Here is an 18,092-nt window from a genome sequence, read left to right as displayed (position 1 = left end):
CGGACATTTACCAGCAAGTAGTGTGGCGACGATCACCCATCGAGAAGTTGTTGCACGAGCGGCGCATACATCGCCACAACCTCGTCCTGAGTGCCCGTCGCATGACCCGCCAGCATCCGCCGACGCATGATGGCCACCCCCGCCACCATCGACATCGCCAACTCGGCACGGAGCCGCACATTCGGGCCCGACAACCGCGCCGCCAAGGTGTCGATCATCTGCGTCGAATAGTTCTCGCGCAGCTTGCGGTTGCTCTCCTCGCTGACGCCGCTCATGAACAGCAAGCTCATGGACAGTGGCTTGTACGATTCGAGCGGCTTGGTGAACAGCGACACCAACCGCTCGCCAAGTGCCTCGTCGGGCGCGTCGAAGGCCGTGATTGCCGCAGCCCGGAAGTCGACCAACTCGTCGTACAACTGCTCTTTCGAGCCGAAGTACTTGATAATCAGCGGCGCGCTGACGCCGGCGTCCTCGGCAATGTCCTTGAGCGTGATCTCGCGGTACGGACGCGTGGCAAATGCCTTGCCGGCGGACGTGACGATCTGGGCCCGCGTCTCTTCCGAGCTACGACGCCCAGTGTGCGCACCACTCATCAGGCGTTCCTGGACAATTCACGGCGCCCGGACAGTGCCCTGCCCAACGTCAACTCGTCCGCGAACTCGAGATCGCCGCCCATGGGAAGCCCGGAAGCCAAGCGCGACACCGTCAAGCCCGGAATATCTCGCATCATGCGGACAAGGTACGTTGCCGTCGCCTCACCCTCGGTGTTGGGGTCGGTGGCAATGATCACCTCGGCCACGTCGACACCGTCCTCCTGATTTGCGATGCGAGCCAACAACTCCCGTATGCGAAGCTGATCGGGTCCGATGCCGGACAACGGATTGAGTGCGCCACCGAGAACGTGGTAGCGCCCCTTGAATTCCCTCGTACGCTCCACAGCCTGAACGTCTTTGGGTTCCTCGACGACGCAGATGATCGTTCGGTCCCGACGAGAATCAGCACAAATTCTGCACTTCTCCTGATCGGAGACAGTTCCGCACACCGTGCAGAACTGGACTCCGTCGCGGATGCGCGCCAGGGCGTTCGTCAAACGGTCGATCGCAGTCGGCTCGACCGAGAGAAGATGAAAAGCGATGCGCTGAGCACTCTTGGGCCCGACCCCGGGAAGTTTCCCGAGTTCGTCGATCAGATCCTGAACCGGACCTTCGTACACGTGGTCTCGTCTCTAGAAACCGGGGAGGCCGGGGAGGCCTCCGCCGAGTCCGCCGGCCAAGGGGCCGAGCTTCTCCGCTGCCACTTCCTGAGCCTTGCGCGACGCGTCTTCGATGGCACCGATCACAAGATCCTGAAGAGTTTCGACGTCGTCAGGGTCCACGACCTTGGGATCGATCTGCAGACCGACCACCTCACCGGTGCCCTTGACTGTGGCAATGACGAGTCCGCCACCGGCCTGGCCGGTGACCTCCGCCTGTGCCATTTCCTGCTGCGCAGCCATCAACTGCTGCTGCATCTGCTGAGCCTGAGCCAACAATGCGGACATATCTGGCATTTCACCTGGTTGCACTAGCGGTCCTTTCTACAGAGTTATCCACACCAGGGTAGTCGGTGCGCGCTACCGTGAGCGGGTGCGCCGGAACCAGTCAAATCACCGTCAACTCTCGTCAACGATATTGCGTTGCGCTGCCCTCTCGATCGGCCTCGCTGCCGCACTCGCCACCGCGGGCTGCACGATCCCCACCGAGACCGCCGAGGCAGGCCCGGTCAGCACTGCGGCCGCTGCTGTCGCCGTCAGCCTTCCCGAGACCACTACCGTTCCCGCAGCCAACACCGTTCCCGAGACTCTTGTCGGCAAGGTCGTCTTCCTCGACCCCGGACACAGTGGCTCGAACGACGCATCCATCAACACCCAGGTACCCACCGGGCGCGGCGGAAGCAAGAACTGCCAAACCACCGGCACCAACACCGATGCAGGGTTCCCCGAGCACACCTTCAACTGGGAAGTCGCGAGCCTGGTGAAGAACGAACTCGAAGCCGAAGGTGCCACAGTCCTCCTGAGCCGACCCGATGATTCGAGCGTCGGACCATGCGTCGACGCCCGGGCCAACTCGGCCAACGCGTCCGATGCCGACGTCGTGGTCAGCATCCACGCCGACGGAGCCACGGCGAGTGCCGAAGGCTTCCACGTCTGCTATTCCGCCCCGCCGCTCAACCCCGTCCAAGCCGGGCCTGCGGTGGCATTCGCGGAGACCATGCGCGACTCCCTCACCGATGCCGGCCTCACGCCATCCACCTATATCGGTGAAGACGGCCTGGCACCGCGCGCCGATCTCACCGGACTCAATCTCTCGGAGCGGCCGTCCATCCTCGTGGAGCTCGGAAACATGCGCAACGCCGACGAGGCAGCCCGCATGAGTAGCCCCGCCGGACAGGCCGAATACGCGTCGGCAGTATCGAACGGTGTGCAGGCTTTTCTCACAACCCCGTAGTGCGCGACCTGTGGATAACTCACGGTTATCCACAGGCTCGAATTCAGTCCGGTTACATCGGGTGCGGCCCGATACCGTTCTGACATGGCCCCGATCCTTCAAGCAGATCTCGAAGCACTACAACAGTTTTCGGCCGATCTATACAGCCAGTCCGACGCGATCATCACCGTCGATACCCTCGACGAGGTTGCCGATGCCTACCGGTTTCTGTCCGGACGGATCAGCGGGTTTGCGTCCGGTGTTGCCGCCACTTCCCGACTGCTCGAGGCCGCGGAGCGTGACTTCACAGACGCCTTGCACAGAATTCAGTTCTAATGCGTCCCACCATCTCCGAAGTTCGCGCGTGGTCGCCGGAACCACTGCGAACGGTGAGTTCGCAACTGATCGAGGCGGATCGGCGGGTTGAAGACATTCTCGACGAGAGCCGACAGCGGGCTGATGCCCAATTCGCTACGTGGAAAGGTGTAGCCGCAACTGCTGCCGGCGCCCACCTGTCCACCACTCTCCGTGCGTCCAGCCGCATATCCATTGCCGTGCGATCGATCGCGGATCTCCATGCCGGAGCAGCAAATACGCTCGGACACGCATACCGCGAGGCCAGAACAATCGCCAACGAGGCCACATTCTCGGGGATGACTGTCACCGACATCGGCGAGGTCTTCCCACCCGCCCCACTCTCGCCGATCAATGTGGCAGATATTCTGCAGAACAACCAATACGCAGAGACGGCAGTAACTTTCGGCCGGAACCTATCGGCAGCACTCGACACCGTGGAACGCGTCGAACTCGACTCCGATGCGGCCTTGGCGATCGCATTTCGTCAACTCTCCGAACTGCTCGAGGCACCGTCCGCCTTGGTCAGTGGCCCGATCATATTGCCGGACAACCCCACTGAACTGAGCACCTATTGGAATACCCTCTCCCCCAGCGAAAAAGATTCCCTGGCGACGCGCTATCCGACAATCGGGAACCGTGACGGACTCCCCGCCCTGGACCGCGACTACTACAACCGCCGCTACCTGGACTCATTGAGCACATCCCCGGATCGCACGTATGCCGCCGTCGCATCGGAACTTCGGCCCGACATGTTTCTACTGTCCATCAGCACCGACGGGCACGCCGTGATTGCTCTCGGAAACCCGGATACCGCAGACAATGTCGCGACTCTCGTTCCCGGAACCGGAACCAGCCTCGGCGGAATCGACGGAGACCTTGCGCGGACCACCGCCATGTTCAACTCCGCGCGAGCAGCCTCGCCCGGGTCTGCCAATTCGGTCATACTCTGGTCCGGATATGACGCTCCCCCAAGCCTTCCCGATGCAGGCTTCGACAGCTTTGCCGACGGCGCCGCACCCGCACTCGACAAGTTTCAGGACGGACTACGCGCTTCACACGACGGCCCGGCCTCCCACAACGTGATGATCGGACATTCCTACGGCAGTACCGTCATCGGCGCCGCCACTACCGGCGGCGCCTCACTCGATGTCGACGATCTTGTCTTCGTCGCCAGCCCCGGCGTCGACGCGGACCGCGTCAGTGACTTGAGACTCGACTCGACGTCCGCTGCAGACATGGGTGAACATGTCTATGCGACAACAGCATTCTGGGATCCGGTACAACTGGTACCGAAGGTCCTCGGAACACACGGATTCGATCCATCCGACCCGGCATTCGGCGCTCAGGTCTTCGAGAGCGCGCCCGGTTCACCAGGGTTGGCCGTCCACGGCGAGTACTGGAATGCAGAAAATCCGGCCCTGAATACTCTGGGCCGGATCATCAGCGGGACTACTTAGCCCAGTTCACGCTTGAGGTTGTCGAGCACCTTCTTCTGGATGCTCTGCAAGCCCTTGGGTGCAAACGTCCGCTCGAAAAAGCCGCCGATACCCGTCGCGCCCTTCCACTGCGTCAACGTCGTCACCGTGGTACCGGCTCCGTTGGGAGCAACCGTCCACGTGGTCACCAAACTGGAGTTGGCGTCCTTCTCGGTGATGACGTTGCCGTCGACCGTGACGGTCGACTCGACGTTGCGTGAACGCTTCTCAGTTGCCTTGAGCGTCCACTGGACAACTGTTCCGTCGCCCTGTCCGCCTTCCACGACCTTGTAGTCGAGGTACTGCTCCGACAGAATGCGCGGGCGAACCGTCTCGTAATCCGTCAGTGCCGCAAGCACCTTCTCCGGTGCCGTAGCGACGACGATCGAACTATGTGCGCTGACCTGACCCATTTACCCTGCGTCTCCCTTTATCAACTACCGCGACTCGATTACCGCGGAATACGTACAAGTGGATTACCTGCCGCTCCGCACAGACACTTCTCTCAATAGTGCCTGCTGCGGCCCGGTATCTCGACCATCTGCCCCGATCGTGTGAGCTGGTTCACCAATGGGTATGGGAAACCTGTGCCCGTTTGCAACAACTCGATCAAATTCACCCAATTCGACCCCTCCCGATGGCCTCCGCCGAACGCGCGGGATAGCGTCGGGGGTGTGACTCTCTCTTTCAATGGGGTAGTTCCGAAGATCTCTCGAATCCGGACAGGTCAGCGTCCGGGTTCCGGTGGCGCGCGCGAAACAGGTTTTGCGCAGCACCGGGAAGGCGTGAAACGACTCCTTGCGTCGTATCACGCGATCCCTCCCGACGGGTCCGTCAGACTCGCAAAGAAGACGTCCAACCTCTTCCGCACCCGAGCCAAGACGTCAACCCCCGGACTCGACGTCAGCGGCCTCACCGGCGTGATTGCCGTCGATCCAGTGGCACGGACAGCGGATGTCGCCGGCATGTGTACCTACGAGGATCTGGTGGATGCCACTCTCCCGTACGGGCTTGCGCCGCTTGTCGTGCCGCAGCTCAAGACCATCACCCTCGGCGGCGCCGTCACCGGCCTGGGAATCGAATCCACGTCCTTCCGAAACGGACTGCCGCACGAGTCCGTCCTCGAGATCGACATCCTCACCGGAAGCGGCGACATCATCACCGCCACCCCCGACGGTGAACATGCCGAACTGTTCTTCGGTTTCCCCAACTCCTACGGCACTCTCGGCTACTCGACACGGCTGAAGATTTCCTTGGAGCCGGTCAAAAAGTATGTGGCGCTGCGCCATCTGCGTTTCGATTCACTGAAGGCACTCGAAACGACGATGGACCGCATCGTCACGGACCGTGAATACGACGGCGTCGCAGTCGACTACCTCGACGGAGTCGTCTTTACCGATACCGAGAGCTACCTCATTCTCGGTGTACAAACCGACGACGACGGCCCGGTCAGCGACTACACCAACGAGAACATCTTCTACCGCTCCATCCAGCACCCATCGCTGATACATCCCAAGACCGATCGCCTCACGACCCGGGATTACCTGTGGCGCTGGGACACCGACTGGTTCTGGTGCTCGAGGGCCTTCGGTGCCCAAAACCCCAAGATCCGGCGCTTCTGGCCCAAGCAGTACCTCCGCAGTAGCTTCTACTGGAAGCTGATCGCCCTCGACCACAAGTACGACGTCGGCGATCGCCTCGAAAAGCGCAAGGGCAATCCCCCGCGCGAGCGCGTCGTCCAAGACGTCGAGGTCCCGATCGAACGAACAGCTGATTTTGTTTCCTGGTTCCTCCAGGAAATCCCGATCGAACCATTGTGGTTGTGTCCGTTACGCCTTCGTGAACCCAGCCCGGCCGCGGCCTCGGCTTCTCGACCTTGGCCCCTCTATCCGTTGGAACCCAAGCGCACCTACGTCAACATCGGCTTCTGGTCCTCGGTACCCATCATTCCGGGCGAGCGCGAAGGCGCCGCCAACCGACTGATCGAAGAAAAGGTCAGCGACTTCGACGGACACAAGTCGCTGTACTCCGACTCGTACTACTCGAGAGAAGATTTCGAAGCCCAGTACTACGGCGGCGACCGATACACCCATCTCAAGGAACACTACGACCCGAATTCCCGTTTATTGGATCTATTTTCTAAGGCGGTGCAACGTAAATGACCACGTTCAAGGACTCCAAAAACCAAGAGAAACTCTCCATCGCGGAGATACTAGAGACACTTTCCGACGGCATGTTGCCGCTACGATTTACCGCGTACGACGGGTCCGTCGCAGGACCGGAAGACGCCGACTACGGGCTTCACCTCAAGTCCACCCGCGGAACTACTTATCTCGCAACGGCTCCCGGCGACCTCGGCATGGCCAGGGCCTACGTCTCCGGCGACCTCGAAGCCGAGGGCGTTCATCCCGGCGACCCCTACGAGATCCTGCGCGTCATGGGCGACGAACTTCACCTGAAGCGACCGTCGGCATTGACGTTGGCCAGCATCACGCGCTCTCTCGGATGGGATTTGTTGCGCCCCATCGCTCCGCCGCCGCAGGAACATCTCCCGCGCTGGCGTCGCGTCGCAGAAGGGTTGCGCCACTCCAAGACTCGCGACGCCGAAGTAATCCACCATCACTACGACGTCTCGAACACCTTCTACGAGTACGTACTCGGCCCCTCCATGACCTACACGTGCGCTACCTACGAGAACACCGAACAGTCACTGGAAGCGGCCCAGGAAAACAAGTACCGATTGGTGTTCGAGAAACTCGGACTCCGCGAGGGTGACCGCCTCCTCGACATCGGCTGCGGCTGGGGCTCGATGGTCCGCTACGCGGCACGTCGGGGTGTCAAAGTTATCGGCGTAACCCTCTCACGCGAACAGGCAGACTGGGCACAAAAAGCCATCGAAGACGAGGGGCTCGCGGATCTCGCCCAGGTCCGCTTCTCCGACTACCGCGATGTAGCCGAAACAGGCTTTGACGCAATATCTTCCATCGGCCTGACCGAACACATCGGCGTCGGAAACTACCCGGCGTACTTCGAATTCCTCAAGGACAAACTGCGTGAAGGTGGGCGCCTGCTCAACCACTGCATCACGCGTCCGGACAACCGCGGCAGCGCCAAGGCCGGCGGATTCATCGACCGGTACGTCTTCCCCGACGGGGAGCTCACGGGCTCGGGCCGCATCATCTCCGAGATCCAGAACGTGGGACTCGAAGTGCGGCATGAGGAAAACCTCCGCGAACACTACGCATTGACCCTCGCCGGCTGGTGCCAGAACCTCGTCGACAACTGGGACGCCTGCGTCGCGGAGGTCGGCGAAGGCACCGCTCGCGTGTGGGGCCTCTACATGGCCGGCTCGCGCTTGGGCTTCGAGCGCAATGTAGTTCAGCTGCACCAGGTTCTGGCCGTCAAACTCGGCCCCAAGGGTGAAGCGCATGTGCCGCTGCGCCCGTGGTGGAAGGGGTAGTACCACCCCCACCAACTGAGCGAACGTACCTTTCGGCGCGTTAGATGCGCCGAAAGGTACGTTCGCTCAGAATGGGTCGGTAAAGACTAGTCCTTCAGTGACGCCGGCGGGGTGAACCGCTCACCGTACTTGGCAGCCAATTCCTCAGCCCGAGCGACGAAGCCGGCCTTGCCACCCTCGTAGCCGGTGACGAACTGGCTGACGCCACCCGTCCAGGCCGGGTAGCCGATACCCATGATGGAGCCGATGTTGGCGTCGGCGGTGGTCATGAGAACACCCTCGTCGAAGCACTTCTGCGTCTCGATGGCCTCGATGAACAGCATGCGATCGATGAGATCCTGGATCGGAGCATCCGAGGTTCCGGACTTGAAGTTCTCCCGCAATCCGGACCAGAGGCCGACGCGCTTGCCTTCGGCGTAGTCGTAGAACCCGGCTCCGCCGAGACGGCCGGTGCGGCCCGCGTCGACGATGAAGTTGATAACTCCGCCGGCCGGATCTGCCGGAAGCTCCCGGCCTTCAGCCTTGGCTGCATCCGCGTTTTCCTTGCGGATCTTCTGCATCAGGGTGAGGTTGAGCTCATCCGAAAGCTGCAGCGGCGCAGCCGGGTAGCCGGCCTGCATGCCGGCCTGCTCAACGGTGGCCGGGTCGATGCCCTCGGCAACCATACCGATGGCCTCGTTGATGAACGTGCCGATGACGCGCGAGGTGAAGAAGCCACGCGAATCGTTGACGACGATCGGCGTCTTACGAATTGCCTGGACGTAGTCGAATACGCGAGCCAGAGCCTCGTCGGACGTCTTCTCACCGCGGATGATCTCCACCAGCGGCATCTTGTCGACGGGAGAGAAGAAGTGGATTCCGATGAAATCTTCCGGACGCTTCACGCCGGTGGCGAGGCCCGTGATGGGCAGCGTCGAGGTGTTGGAGCCGAGCAATGCGTTGGGCTCGACGATGTCCTCGATCTCCTGGAAGACCTTGTGCTTGAGTTCCTGGCTCTCGAAGACTGCCTCGATGACGAAGTCGACGCCGGCAAAATCTGCCGGGTCAGCCGTCGGGGTGATCTTGGCGAGCAGTGCGTCGGACTTCTCCTGCGTCGTCTTGCCACGCGAGAGTGCCTTGGCTTCAATGCCTTCGGAGTACGCCTTGCCCTTGTTTGCAGCCTCGATGGTGACGTCCTTGAGGACGACCTCGTAGCCTGCCTTCGCGGAAACGTACGCGATGCCGGCGCCCATCATGCCGGCGCCGAGGACACCGATCTTGGTGATCGGGGTCTTGGCGATGTCCTTCGGACGCGAGGCGCCGGAGCCGATCGCCTGCATGTCGAAGAAGAATGCCTGAATCATGTTCTTCGCGGTACGCCCGGTGACGAGAGACGTGAAGTACCGTGCCTCGATGATCAGTGCGTTGTCGATGTCGACCTGCGAACCCTCGACAGCTGCGGCCATGATGGCGCGCGGAGCCGGCATGGGAGCGCCCTTGAGGGTCTTGCGCAGGTTCGCCGGGAATGCCGGAAGGTTGGCTGCAAACGCCGGAGTGGCCGGAGTGCCGCCCGGGATCTTGTAACCCTTCTTGTCCCAAGGCTGTACGCCGCCTTCGGGATTGGCCTTGATCCATGCCTTCGCGGCGGGAACCAGTTCTTCGATCGAACCGACAACCTCGTCGACGAGGCCGACTTCCTTGGCCTCGACCGGTCCGCGCTGCTGACCCTGGAGCAGGACGCCCATGAGCGCGTTCTGCAGGCCGAGCATACGAACGGTGCGGACGATGCCGCCGCCGCCGGGGAGCAGACCGAGGGTGACCTCGGGCAGGCCGATCTTGACGCCCTTGACGTCGGCTGCGATGCGGTAGTGGGTTGCCAGAGCGATTTCGAGCCCGCCGCCCAGCGCCGCGCCGTTGATGGCCGTGACAACCGGCTTGCCGAGGGTCTCGAGGCGTCGCAGAGCGGCCCGGATGACACCGACCTCTTCGAAGATTTCGGGAGCCTGGTCGGGGCCGATCTTGATCATGTTCTTGAGGTCACCACCGGCGAAGAAGGTCTTCTTGGCAGAGGTGAGGACAACTCCGGTGATGGAGTCCTTCTCGGCGTACAGGCGGTCGACGGTTGCGCCCATCGACTGCTTGTACAGGTTGTTCATGGTGTTGGCGCCCTGGTTGGGGTCGTCCATGGTGAGCACGACGATGCCGTCGGAGTCCTGCTCCCAATTGATCATGTTGTTCTCGGTCACGCTGATTCGTCTCCTGGTAAGTCCGAGTGAAGAAGGGGGCAGGTCTCTTAGACGCGTTCGATGATGGTGGCAACGCCCATGCCGCCACCGATGCACAGCGTGATGAGTGCGCGCTTGCCGCCGCGACGCTCGAGTTCGTCGACCATCGTGCCGAGAATCATTGCGCCGGTAGCACCGAGCGGATGACCCATGGCGATAGCGCCGCCGTTGACGTTGAGCTTCTCGTCCGGGATGTTCATGTCCTTCTGGAACTTCAGGACGACGGAGGCGAAGGCCTCGTTGATCTCGAAGAGGTCGATGTCGTCGACCGTCAGGCCGGCCGCGGCCAGAACCTTCTTCGATGCCGGGGTGGGGCCGGTCAGCATGATCGTGGAGTCGGCACCGCTGGTGGCGGTAGCAACGACGCGGGCGCGCGGGGTCAGACCCATGTCCTTGCCGGCTTGCTCGCTGCCGACGAGCACGAGTGCCGCGCCGTCGACGATTCCCGAACTGTTTCCACCGTGGTGAATGTGGTTGATCTTTTCGATCCAGTGGTACTTCTGCAGCGCTACGGCGTCGAAGCCGCCGATTTCACCGACAACACCGAACGCCGACGCCAGGCCAGCGAGGCCTTCAACGGTGGTTCCGGGACGCATGTGCTCGTCGTTGTCGAGGATCGTGATGCCGTTCATGTCCTTGACCGGAACAACGGACTTGGCGAAGTATCCGCCGGTCCACGCCTTCGCGGCAAGATCCTGCGAACGTACTGCGTACGCGTCGACGTCGTCACGCGAGAAGCCCTCGATGGTGGCGATGAGGTCTGCGCCGACGCCCTGAGGAACGAAGTAGTTGTCGTAGTTGGTCGCGGGATCCAGCGCCCAGGCGCCGCCGTCGCTGCCCATCGGAACGCGGGACATCGACTCGACGCCACCGGCGATCACCATCTCGTCCCAGCCCGAGCGGATCTTCTGAGCAGCCATGTTGACTGCCTCGAGACCCGAAGCGCAGAAACGGTTGAGCTGCACGCCACCGACGGTGTCCGGCAACTTGGCGTCGTTGACTGCGATGCGCGCAATATCCATGCCCTGATCGCCCACCGGAGTGACGACGCCCAGGATGAGGTCGGAGATCCGATCCTCGTCAAGGTCAGGGAAGCGCACGCGCAGTTCCTGGATCAGACCCGTGACCAGCGAGATCGGCTTGACCGAGTGCAACGAACCGGTCTTCTTGCCGCGGCCTCGCGGGGTACGGATGGCTTCATAAATGAATGCCTCTGTGGTCACTGTGAGGTGTTCCTTCCATGTATGCGTCGACCCTGTTTGCGTCGAACCGGTCTGCCTCGGCCGAGCCCGTGTGTACGGCGCTCAGCCCACTACAAACCTCAGCCCACCCACTCTAGAACGCGTTACAGAAATATGGGAAGGACTGAAGCGATCCTGCTCCATGACCGAGGTGATCACGACGTCGGCCGGTGGCGGTCACTACCGCTTCCGACCTGCCCGATCCTGCCTCACAAACGCGTCCGGCGACACCCCCACGCCGTTGCGTCGAGAGTGCCGCCGGTACGTCGGACAGTAGTTGCCTGCTGTTCACGAAAAGCGATTGTCAGTTGCGCTTCAGCCTGCGCAGACCACATCGATCTGGTAGGCGCCGGCAGCGGTTACCGGTACGGAAACCCGATAACCCCCGTCGACCGAGCGAACCGCGGCAGCTCCGACGTTGGTTCCGGACACCGCCGGACTTCCACAACGCTCCGGCACCCACAGGTCTGCTGAAACCCCAGTCCGGTCCGCGACACCCTCGACCTCGAGTGCCCCGCTCGGCACATCTGCCCGGATAGCTGTCAGCTCACCGGGAACTGCGCGCGGGTACGCCCTCGTCAGGATTGGCAGCAGCGGATCGTTCGCCGGGAAGCTTGCCAGTCCGCCGAAAGTTCCGGGTTGGCAATCGGGACGGTTGCCACGCAACTGAACATTGTGCGGGTCACCGCAGGCCTGCTTCCACTGCCACCACGTACCGCCGATGAGGTAGGAATCCTCCGCCGCGGCGTATCGGACCAGCTTGGGCGCGTCGTCGGCGGGATCATCGGAGAAGAATCCCCATTCACCCGAGAAGAACGGCGTCCCGTAGTTGTCGGCTGCCTTCTGTGCGTTGGCAAAGCCTTGCTCGATGGTGCCCATCGCCAACGCCAGCGACTCGTTGTAGATGTGCGGCGCGTAGACGAGGTTGGAATCCGACGTGAATCCGGACGGACCCGAAGACGCCGAACCCGTAGAACCACCGCTGCCCGAAGAACCTACGCTGCCCGTCGACGGGCCGGGCGTCGGCAGGATGCTCGACATCACCCCCGGCTCGAAGTACACCGTATGGCTGAATCCGCCCGGAACCGATGCTTCGGCCGCTCGGATCGCCGGAACCAGTCGGTCGTACATCTGACCCAGGCGAACGTAATCGTTGAAACCGATAGCCAGACCGGGATTGGGCTCGTTGAGCAGGTCATATCCGACGACGGCCGGATCAGTGGCGAACCGCCGGGCCACAAACTCCCAGGATTTGATGAACTCGCCTTGAATCCCGTTCAGATCGTTGTAGAAGTTCTCGAACGACGTCTGAACCGCTACCGATACCTCACGAGAGTCCTCCAGCCGACACGTATACATCGGGTCCGTGATCGCCGTCGCCCACGCCGGGGCGCCGTCCCAGCCGACTGCCGGCTTCATGAAACTCGGGCACACAGTTCCATCGGGCGAGTTGACCGCCGGACCCCAGGCATCCTGGTGCATGTCCAGAATGACACCGATATCGTGAATCTTCGCCCAGTTCACAGCCTCAGCGATCCGGTCGAGGTACGCGTGGTCGAAAACCCCACGCTGCGGCTCGATCAATGACCACGTGATGATCAGCCGGACCACGTTGAAGCCCTTGGCCGCGATTCCGGCAAAATCGGCTTCCGTCAGAGGCATCGTCGAGTCGAGGTCGGGAAACTCTTGGTAGTACTCACCGAGACCGTTGACGTTGACGCCGCGCAGGATGACCGTCCGCCCCTGATCATCAACGATTCGCGACGAGCCGTCCGTGCTCGTGGACAAAGTGGCCGGCGCCGGAACCGGCGGGACCGCACCGGCGGATCCAACACCCACCACTCCTGCGCAGACAGCCGCGACGCACGCGGTCGCCAGCACTGTAGTCGTCTTCTTTCGCAGCCTGGACAGCATCTGCAGAACACCCACCTCACCTCGACACGAAGGGTCGACGGCAAAGCCATCGCCGCCACGATCGTATTGGTCAGATGTCCAGCTTGTGGCCTTTTGCGAATATTGGGGAACTCTTGACTATTCGAGCTTGCGGGCTCCCAAAACATCCTTGAGTAGCTCTTTTGCTACTTCCTCTGGATCGCGTCGGGTGCTCGGATCGCCAGGCTGCGCAGCCTCGGCAACCATCTGCTTCTCCTCCTCCGGCGTGGCCGCAGCAGGTGTTGCCTCGTAGTCGACCTCCGGTTCGGGGTCGTCCGGATAGTCCGGGGCCTCGGGCGGTGGAATGTCGTCGGAACCGCGATCCGGTCCCCGTTGCGTGGACGTCGACGCCGGTGCCTGCGCCGCCCTCTCCTGACTGGGTCGCGAAAATCGCGGAGCTGCCGCAGCCCGAACGGGAGCATCGGCAGGCTTCGCCGACGCAGCGGAAGCATGAACCGTCGGAGCACCCTCCTGATACTCCACTTGCCAAGTGCCGCCGAACATTTCGGAGAGCACTTCACAAATGACCGCAGCATTGTGCGGCGAGGTGACACGGGCACCGAGCACCGGAGTGACATGCGCAATCACCAGCACCTGCCCCCGCACATCATGAACTGTTGCGGCTGAGAGCATCGCGGGCAGAACCTTGTTTCGCTCACCCACCTTGTTGCGCAACGTGTTCCAGGCATCGCGCAAAACGTCAACGGTAGGACCTGCCGAAACCGGGGCTTCAGGTTCAGGCTCGACAGCAGGCTCGGGTGCAGCGACGGGTTCGGGCTCCACCACCGGCTCGGGTGCGGCGACAGGTTCGAGAACTGGCTCGGACTCGACAACGGGAGTCGGTGCGACTGGTTCAGGCGCGACTGGTTCAGGCGCGACAACAGGCTCAGCCTCAGTCACAGGCACCGGCGCGACAACAGGTTCGGGCGCAACAGGCTCCGGCGCAACAGGCTCCGGCGCCGGCGTCACAACTTCTGGTTCCGGCTTACGCTGCGAGGGACGCTGGAACTTGGACTCGACCTCCGGGGCCGAGGCCGGTGCCTGAGCAACCGGTGCCACGTGTGCCGGTTGCGCGGGCTGGGCAAGTTGCGACGGTGCCGCACCGGAACCCACTGCCGGGATGCCTCTTTCGATTCGCTCCAACCGCTGAAGCACAGCCGATTCGGCATCCGATGCCGAAGGCAGCAGCATTCTGGCGCAGATCACTTCGAGGAGCAAGCGAGGTGCGGTAGCGCCTCGCATCTCGCCCAGACCAGCGTGGACGGTTTCGGCGAAACGCGTCAGCGCAGCCGGTCCGACGCGCTGAATCTGCTCTCGCATCGTTGCCAGTTCAGCCTCAGGAGCATCGACCAATCCGGTTTCGCTGGCATCGGGAACTGCCTGCATCAGGATGAGATCGCGTAGACGCTCGAGGAGATCGAGGGCAAACCGTCGCGGATCGTGACCGGCGTCCATGACACGTTCGATGGTTCCGAACAGGGCCGCACCGTCGCTAGCCGACAATGCATTTACTGCCTCGTCGATGAGTGCGACGTCGGTGACACCGAGAAGCGAGAGCGCGCGCGGGTACGTAACGCCTTCATCGCCGGCGCCGGCAAGAAGCTGATCGAGAATACTCAGGGAGTCACGCGGCGATCCGCCGCCGGCCTTGATGACCAACGGATAGACCGTCGGCTCAACGGGCACGCCCTCTTGCCCGCAAACCTTCTCCAGAAGCCCACGCATCGTGGATGGCGCCAGGAGACGGAAAGGATAGTGATGGGTACGCGAACGGATAGTCGGAAGAACCTTCTCCGGTTCCGTGGTCGCGAAGATGAAGATGAGGTGCTCCGGCGGCTCTTCGACGATCTTGAGCAGAGCGTTGAAGCCCGCCACTGTCACCATGTGAGCCTCGTCGATGATGAAGATGCGGTACTTCGACTCGACGGGAGCGTAGGAAGCTTTGTCTCGAAGTTCACGAGTGTCGTCGACACCACCGTGGCTGGCGGCGTCGAGCTCGGTGACGTCGACGTTTCCCGGACCACCCGGTCCCAGGGCGATGCACGAATTACACACCCCACAGGGCGTCGACGTGGGGCCTTCCTTGCAGTTCAGCGACCGCGCCAAAATACGCGCCGACGACGTCTTTCCACAGCCTCGAGGGCCGGAAAACAGGTAGGCATGGTTGATGCGCCCTGCGTCGAGGGCGGTGCTCAGTGGTGCGGTGACATGTTCCTGCCCCACCACCTCGGCGAAAGTCGCCGGTCGATACTTCCGGTACAGGGCCACGCGCAAAGACTACCGGCGACGTACGACAGGTAAAAACCACCGGCTTTTGCGTCGAAACATATTCGCAACACAATGGCAGTGCAGCGGAAACCACACACACGCATCGTGGGTTTTGTGCACGCGGACAGGTCCGTGTGTGGGAGGAGAAAACTGTGCCCGCCACCATCGACGCCGGAGCAACCGCCTGGCTGCTCGTCAGTACCGCCCTCGTTCTTCTGATGACACCGGGACTTGCCCTGTTCTACGGTGGCATGGTCCGTTCAACCGGCGTGCTGAACATGATCATGATGAGCTTCGTCTCCATCGCGCTCGTCACCGTGGCCTGGTTGTTCGTGGGCTACAGCCTGGTATTCGGCGACGATCACGGCGGCATCATCGGAGGCCTCGAACACCTCGGTATGGCGGGCATCGACCCGTCGACCGTGCACGGGAACGTTCCGGAAGTGCTGTTCGCAACCTTCCAACTGACCTTCGCGATCCTGACCGCAGCACTGATCAGCGGGGCGATCGCGGACCGTGCGAAGTTCTCCGCCTGGATGATCTTCGTCCCGATCTGGTCGCTGCTCGTCTACGCACCCGTCGCCCATTGGGTGTGGAATCCTCAGGGCTGGCTGGCCCGGATGGGAGCACTCGACTACGCGGGTGGCCTCGTCGTCGAAATCGTCTCCGGTGCGTCGGGCCTCGCACTGGCCCTGGTCCTCGGCCAGCGCATGGGCTTCAAGGCCGAGTCGATGCGTCCGCACAACCTCCCGTTCGTCCTGCTCGGCGTCGGATTGCTCTGGTTCGGCTGGTTCGGTTTCAATGCCGGCTCCGCGCTCGCCGCCGACGGCATGGCCGCACAGATCTTCCTCAACACCCTGGTCGCAGGTTGCACCGGCCTACTCGGCTGGTTGTTCGTCGAACAGAATCGCGACGGCCACCCCACCACCTTCGGCGCCGCGTCGGGCGTCGTCGCCGGCCTGGTCGCCATCACACCGTCCTGCGGAACCGTCAACATGTTCGGTGCCACGATCATCGGTTTGGTTGCCGGAATCGTCTGCTCGTACGCGGTGAGTTGGAAGCACAAACTCGGCTACGACGACTCCCTCGACGTAGTCGGTGTCCACCTCGTCGGCGGCATCATCGGATCGTTGATGATCGGATTACTTGCGACGGCCGTCATGACCGGTGGACCGGAAGGACTGTTCCTCGGCGGCGGATTCACGCAACTGGGCAAGCAGTTCGTCGGCGTCGTCGTGGTCGCGCTCTACGCCTTCGGTGTCACCTACGGCCTCGGGAAACTCATCGACAAAACCTTCGGTTTCCGCATTTCGCGGGAAGACGAAGCCCGAGGAATCGACGTCGCTCTGCACGCGGAGTCCGCCTACGAGCACGGTGTCCTCGGCCACGGTCCCATCGGCGGCCAGAATCCCAGCCCGTTCCTGCAGCGCGCCAAGGACGACCGCGAACGCGACTGACGCACTCAGCTCTTCGCGCTCAGGTTCTCGAAGATCGTTGCATTCGCCATACCGCCACCCTCACACATGGTCTGGAGTCCGTAGCGAACTCCTTCGTCACGCAGGTGATGCACCAGCGTCGTAGCGATCCGAGCACCCGAACCTCCGAGCGGGTGGCCGATCGCGATTGCGCCGCCGTTGACATTCACACGGTCGGCCCGGGCACCTGTCGCACGCATCCACGCCCCGACAACACTGGCGAACGCTTCGTTGACTTCGAAGGCACCGATGTCCTCGAGTTGCAGACCAGCCCGTTCGAGCACTCGGGCCGTCGCCGGAATCGGACCGGCCAGCATGGTGACCGGATCGTCGCCGATCACCGTGGCGGTATGCACCCGCGCCAACGGCACGAGTCCGAGTTCTTTTGCACGTTCGCTCGTCATCACCAGCAGCGCAGCGGCACCGTCCGAAATTTGCGACGAGTTTCCGGCAGTGATCCGGCCGTCTTCGACGAACGAGGGCTTGATCTGCCCCAGCTTCTCCGCCGTCGATCCCCGGCGGATTCCTTCGTCGGTGGAGAATTTTGTTCCGTCGGGCAGTGGAATCGACGCAATCTGGCGGTCGAAGCGCCCCTCATCGATCGCCCGCGCAGCGCGGCTGTGCGATTCGAGGCTGTACTCGTCCAGCCAGGATCTGCTGAGATCGTATCGGGCAGCAAGAGTTTCAGCTCCCAACCCTTGATTGAACTCCACTCCGTGGTACCGCTTCAGGATCGCGTCGGTGTAGGCGCTGCCGAGGCCGACTCTGCGCGCAGACCCCATCGGAATACGAGTCATGGACTCGACACCGCCGGCAACGGCAATGTCGTACTGACCCGAAATCACCCCGGCCGCAGCAAAATGCAGTGCCTGCTGACTCGATCCACATTGCCTTTCGATCGTCGTTCCAGCCACATGTTCCGGCCATCCCGCAGCCAGAACTGCATTACGCGCGATGTTCCCCGCCTGTTCCCCGACCTGCCCGACGCAGCCCCACAGGACGTCATCGACTGCGTCGGCACTGATCCCGACCCGTTCGATCAACGCGTTCAGTACCGTCGCCGACAGGTCCACGGGATGGACCTCCGCAAGTTGCCCCTTCCGACGCCCCACCGGACTCCGAACAGCCTCTACCACTACAGCATCACGCATTGTC

15 protein-coding genes are annotated in these 18,092 nt (G+C 62.4%); 6 read left to right on the top strand and 9 right to left on the bottom strand.

Annotated elements, in window-relative coordinates; translation table 11 throughout:
• Positions 1-32 precede the first annotated feature (32 nt).
• Genes BDB13_RS06080 through BDB13_RS06070 form a run of 3 tightly spaced genes read right to left on the bottom strand, consistent with a single transcriptional unit; the run spans position 33 to position 1,564 of the window.
• Positions 33-593, bottom strand: coding sequence for a TetR/AcrR family transcriptional regulator (locus tag BDB13_RS06080; RefSeq protein ID WP_094270855.1), 561 nt, complete (start codon positions 591-593; stop codon positions 33-35).
• Complete coding sequence (gene recR, locus BDB13_RS06075; RefSeq protein WP_094270854.1) at positions 593-1,213, bottom strand: recombination mediator RecR; 621 nt, start codon at positions 1,211-1,213, stop codon at positions 593-595. The genes BDB13_RS06080 and recR overlap by 1 nt, the downstream gene beginning before the upstream one ends.
• A gap of 12 nt (positions 1,214-1,225) precedes the next feature.
• A complete protein-coding gene (locus BDB13_RS06070; protein ID WP_441347178.1) occupies positions 1,226-1,564 on the bottom strand; it encodes a YbaB/EbfC family nucleoid-associated protein in 339 nt (112 codons plus the stop codon).
• A gap of 103 nt (positions 1,565-1,667) precedes the next feature.
• Here BDB13_RS06070 and BDB13_RS06065 point away from each other — a divergent pair, with 103 nt between their 5' ends.
• The 3 genes from BDB13_RS06065 to BDB13_RS06055 all read left to right on the top strand — a co-directional run bounded on the left by BDB13_RS06065 (position 1,668) and on the right by BDB13_RS06055 (position 4,279).
• A complete protein-coding gene (locus tag BDB13_RS06065) occupies positions 1,668-2,486 on the top strand; it encodes an Rv3717 family N-acetylmuramoyl-L-alanine amidase (RefSeq protein ID WP_441347227.1) in 819 nt (272 codons plus the stop codon).
• An 84-nt stretch (positions 2,487-2,570) separates the two neighbouring features.
• The gene (locus tag BDB13_RS06060; protein ID WP_094270851.1) at positions 2,571-2,801 is read left to right on the top strand and encodes a hypothetical protein; all 231 of its coding nucleotides are present in this window, start codon (positions 2,571-2,573) and stop codon (positions 2,799-2,801) included.
• On the top strand, positions 2,801-4,279 hold the full coding sequence (locus BDB13_RS06055) for an alpha/beta hydrolase (RefSeq protein WP_094270850.1): 1,479 nt from the start codon (positions 2,801-2,803) through the stop codon (positions 4,277-4,279). The genes BDB13_RS06060 and BDB13_RS06055 overlap by 1 nt, the downstream gene beginning before the upstream one ends.
• Here BDB13_RS06055 and BDB13_RS06050 read toward each other — a convergent pair.
• Positions 4,276-4,710 carry an SRPBCC family protein gene (locus BDB13_RS06050; RefSeq protein WP_094270849.1) on the bottom strand — a complete coding sequence of 145 codons (435 nt, stop codon included), beginning with the start codon at positions 4,708-4,710 and terminating at the stop codon, positions 4,276-4,278. The genes BDB13_RS06055 and BDB13_RS06050 overlap by 4 nt on opposite strands.
• 303 nt (positions 4,711-5,013) lie before the next feature.
• Between BDB13_RS06050 and BDB13_RS06045 the strand changes: the two genes are divergently transcribed.
• Together BDB13_RS06045 and BDB13_RS06040 are read left to right on the top strand one after the other, a co-directional pair.
• On the top strand, positions 5,014-6,459 hold the full coding sequence (locus BDB13_RS06045) for an FAD-binding oxidoreductase (protein ID WP_176459700.1): 1,446 nt from the start codon (positions 5,014-5,016) through the stop codon (positions 6,457-6,459).
• Complete coding sequence (locus BDB13_RS06040; protein ID WP_094270848.1) at positions 6,456-7,757, top strand: class I SAM-dependent methyltransferase; 1,302 nt, start codon at positions 6,456-6,458, stop codon at positions 7,755-7,757. The genes BDB13_RS06045 and BDB13_RS06040 overlap by 4 nt, the downstream gene beginning before the upstream one ends.
• An 86-nt stretch (positions 7,758-7,843) precedes the next feature.
• On the opposite strand, the gene BDB13_RS06035 is transcribed toward BDB13_RS06040, so the two are convergent.
• The 4 genes from BDB13_RS06035 to BDB13_RS06020 form a co-directional block, all read right to left on the bottom strand.
• On the bottom strand, positions 7,844-9,967 hold the full coding sequence (locus BDB13_RS06035; RefSeq protein ID WP_176459699.1) for a 3-hydroxyacyl-CoA dehydrogenase NAD-binding domain-containing protein: 2,124 nt from the start codon (positions 9,965-9,967) through the stop codon (positions 7,844-7,846).
• A 62-nt stretch (positions 9,968-10,029) separates the two neighbouring features.
• Positions 10,030-11,244, bottom strand: a complete 1,215-nt coding sequence (locus tag BDB13_RS06030) for an acetyl-CoA C-acetyltransferase (protein ID WP_094270846.1) — start codon at positions 11,242-11,244, stop codon at positions 10,030-10,032.
• A 333-nt stretch (positions 11,245-11,577) separates the two neighbouring features.
• Entirely contained in the window at positions 11,578-13,101 is a 1,524-nt protein-coding gene (locus BDB13_RS06025; protein WP_169632477.1) for a glycoside hydrolase family 5 protein, read from the bottom strand.
• Positions 13,102-13,293: 192 nt separating this feature from the next.
• The gene (locus BDB13_RS06020) at positions 13,294-15,462 is read right to left on the bottom strand and encodes a DNA polymerase III subunit gamma and tau (RefSeq protein ID WP_094270844.1); all 2,169 of its coding nucleotides are present in this window, start codon (positions 15,460-15,462) and stop codon (positions 13,294-13,296) included.
• Positions 15,463-15,614: 152 nt separating this feature from the next.
• On the opposite strand from BDB13_RS06020, the gene BDB13_RS06015 reads away from it, so the two are divergent.
• A complete protein-coding gene (locus BDB13_RS06015) occupies positions 15,615-16,919 on the top strand; it encodes an ammonium transporter (RefSeq protein WP_094274707.1) in 1,305 nt (434 codons plus the stop codon).
• 5 nt (positions 16,920-16,924) lie between these two features.
• Here the strand turns inward: BDB13_RS06015 and BDB13_RS06010 are convergent, their stop codons facing one another.
• A complete protein-coding gene (locus BDB13_RS06010; RefSeq protein WP_094270843.1) occupies positions 16,925-18,088 on the bottom strand; it encodes a thiolase family protein in 1,164 nt (387 codons plus the stop codon).
• Between the last annotated feature and the right edge of the window lie 4 nt (positions 18,089-18,092).

It is taken from the genome of Rhodococcus sp. OK302, from assembly GCF_002245895.1.
In the GTDB taxonomy this organism is placed as follows: Bacteria; Actinomycetota; Actinomycetes; order Mycobacteriales; family Mycobacteriaceae; genus Rhodococcus_F.
Note: the sequence above shows the minus strand (reverse complement) of the source record. Positions and strands in the feature narration are given on the sequence as shown.

Coding starts and splice junctions, on each gene's coding strand:
- BDB13_RS06080 (WP_094270855.1), bottom strand. CDS start 593: ATGAGTGGTGCGCACACTGGGCGTCGTAGCTCGGAAGAGACGCGGGCC.
- BDB13_RS06060 (WP_094270851.1), top strand. CDS start 2,571: ATGGCCCCGATCCTTCAAGCAGATCTCGAAGCACTACAACAGTTTTCG.
- BDB13_RS06055 (WP_094270850.1), top strand. CDS start 2,801: ATGCGTCCCACCATCTCCGAAGTTCGCGCGTGGTCGCCGGAACCACTG.
- BDB13_RS06050 (WP_094270849.1), bottom strand. CDS start 4,710: ATGGGTCAGGTCAGCGCACATAGTTCGATCGTCGTCGCTACGGCACCG.
- BDB13_RS06040 (WP_094270848.1), top strand. CDS start 6,456: ATGACCACGTTCAAGGACTCCAAAAACCAAGAGAAACTCTCCATCGCG.
- BDB13_RS06035 (WP_176459699.1), bottom strand. CDS start 9,967: ATGATCAATTGGGAGCAGGACTCCGACGGCATCGTCGTGCTCACCATG.
- BDB13_RS06010 (WP_094270843.1), bottom strand. CDS start 18,088: ATGCGTGATGCTGTAGTGGTAGAGGCTGTTCGGAGTCCGGTGGGGCGT.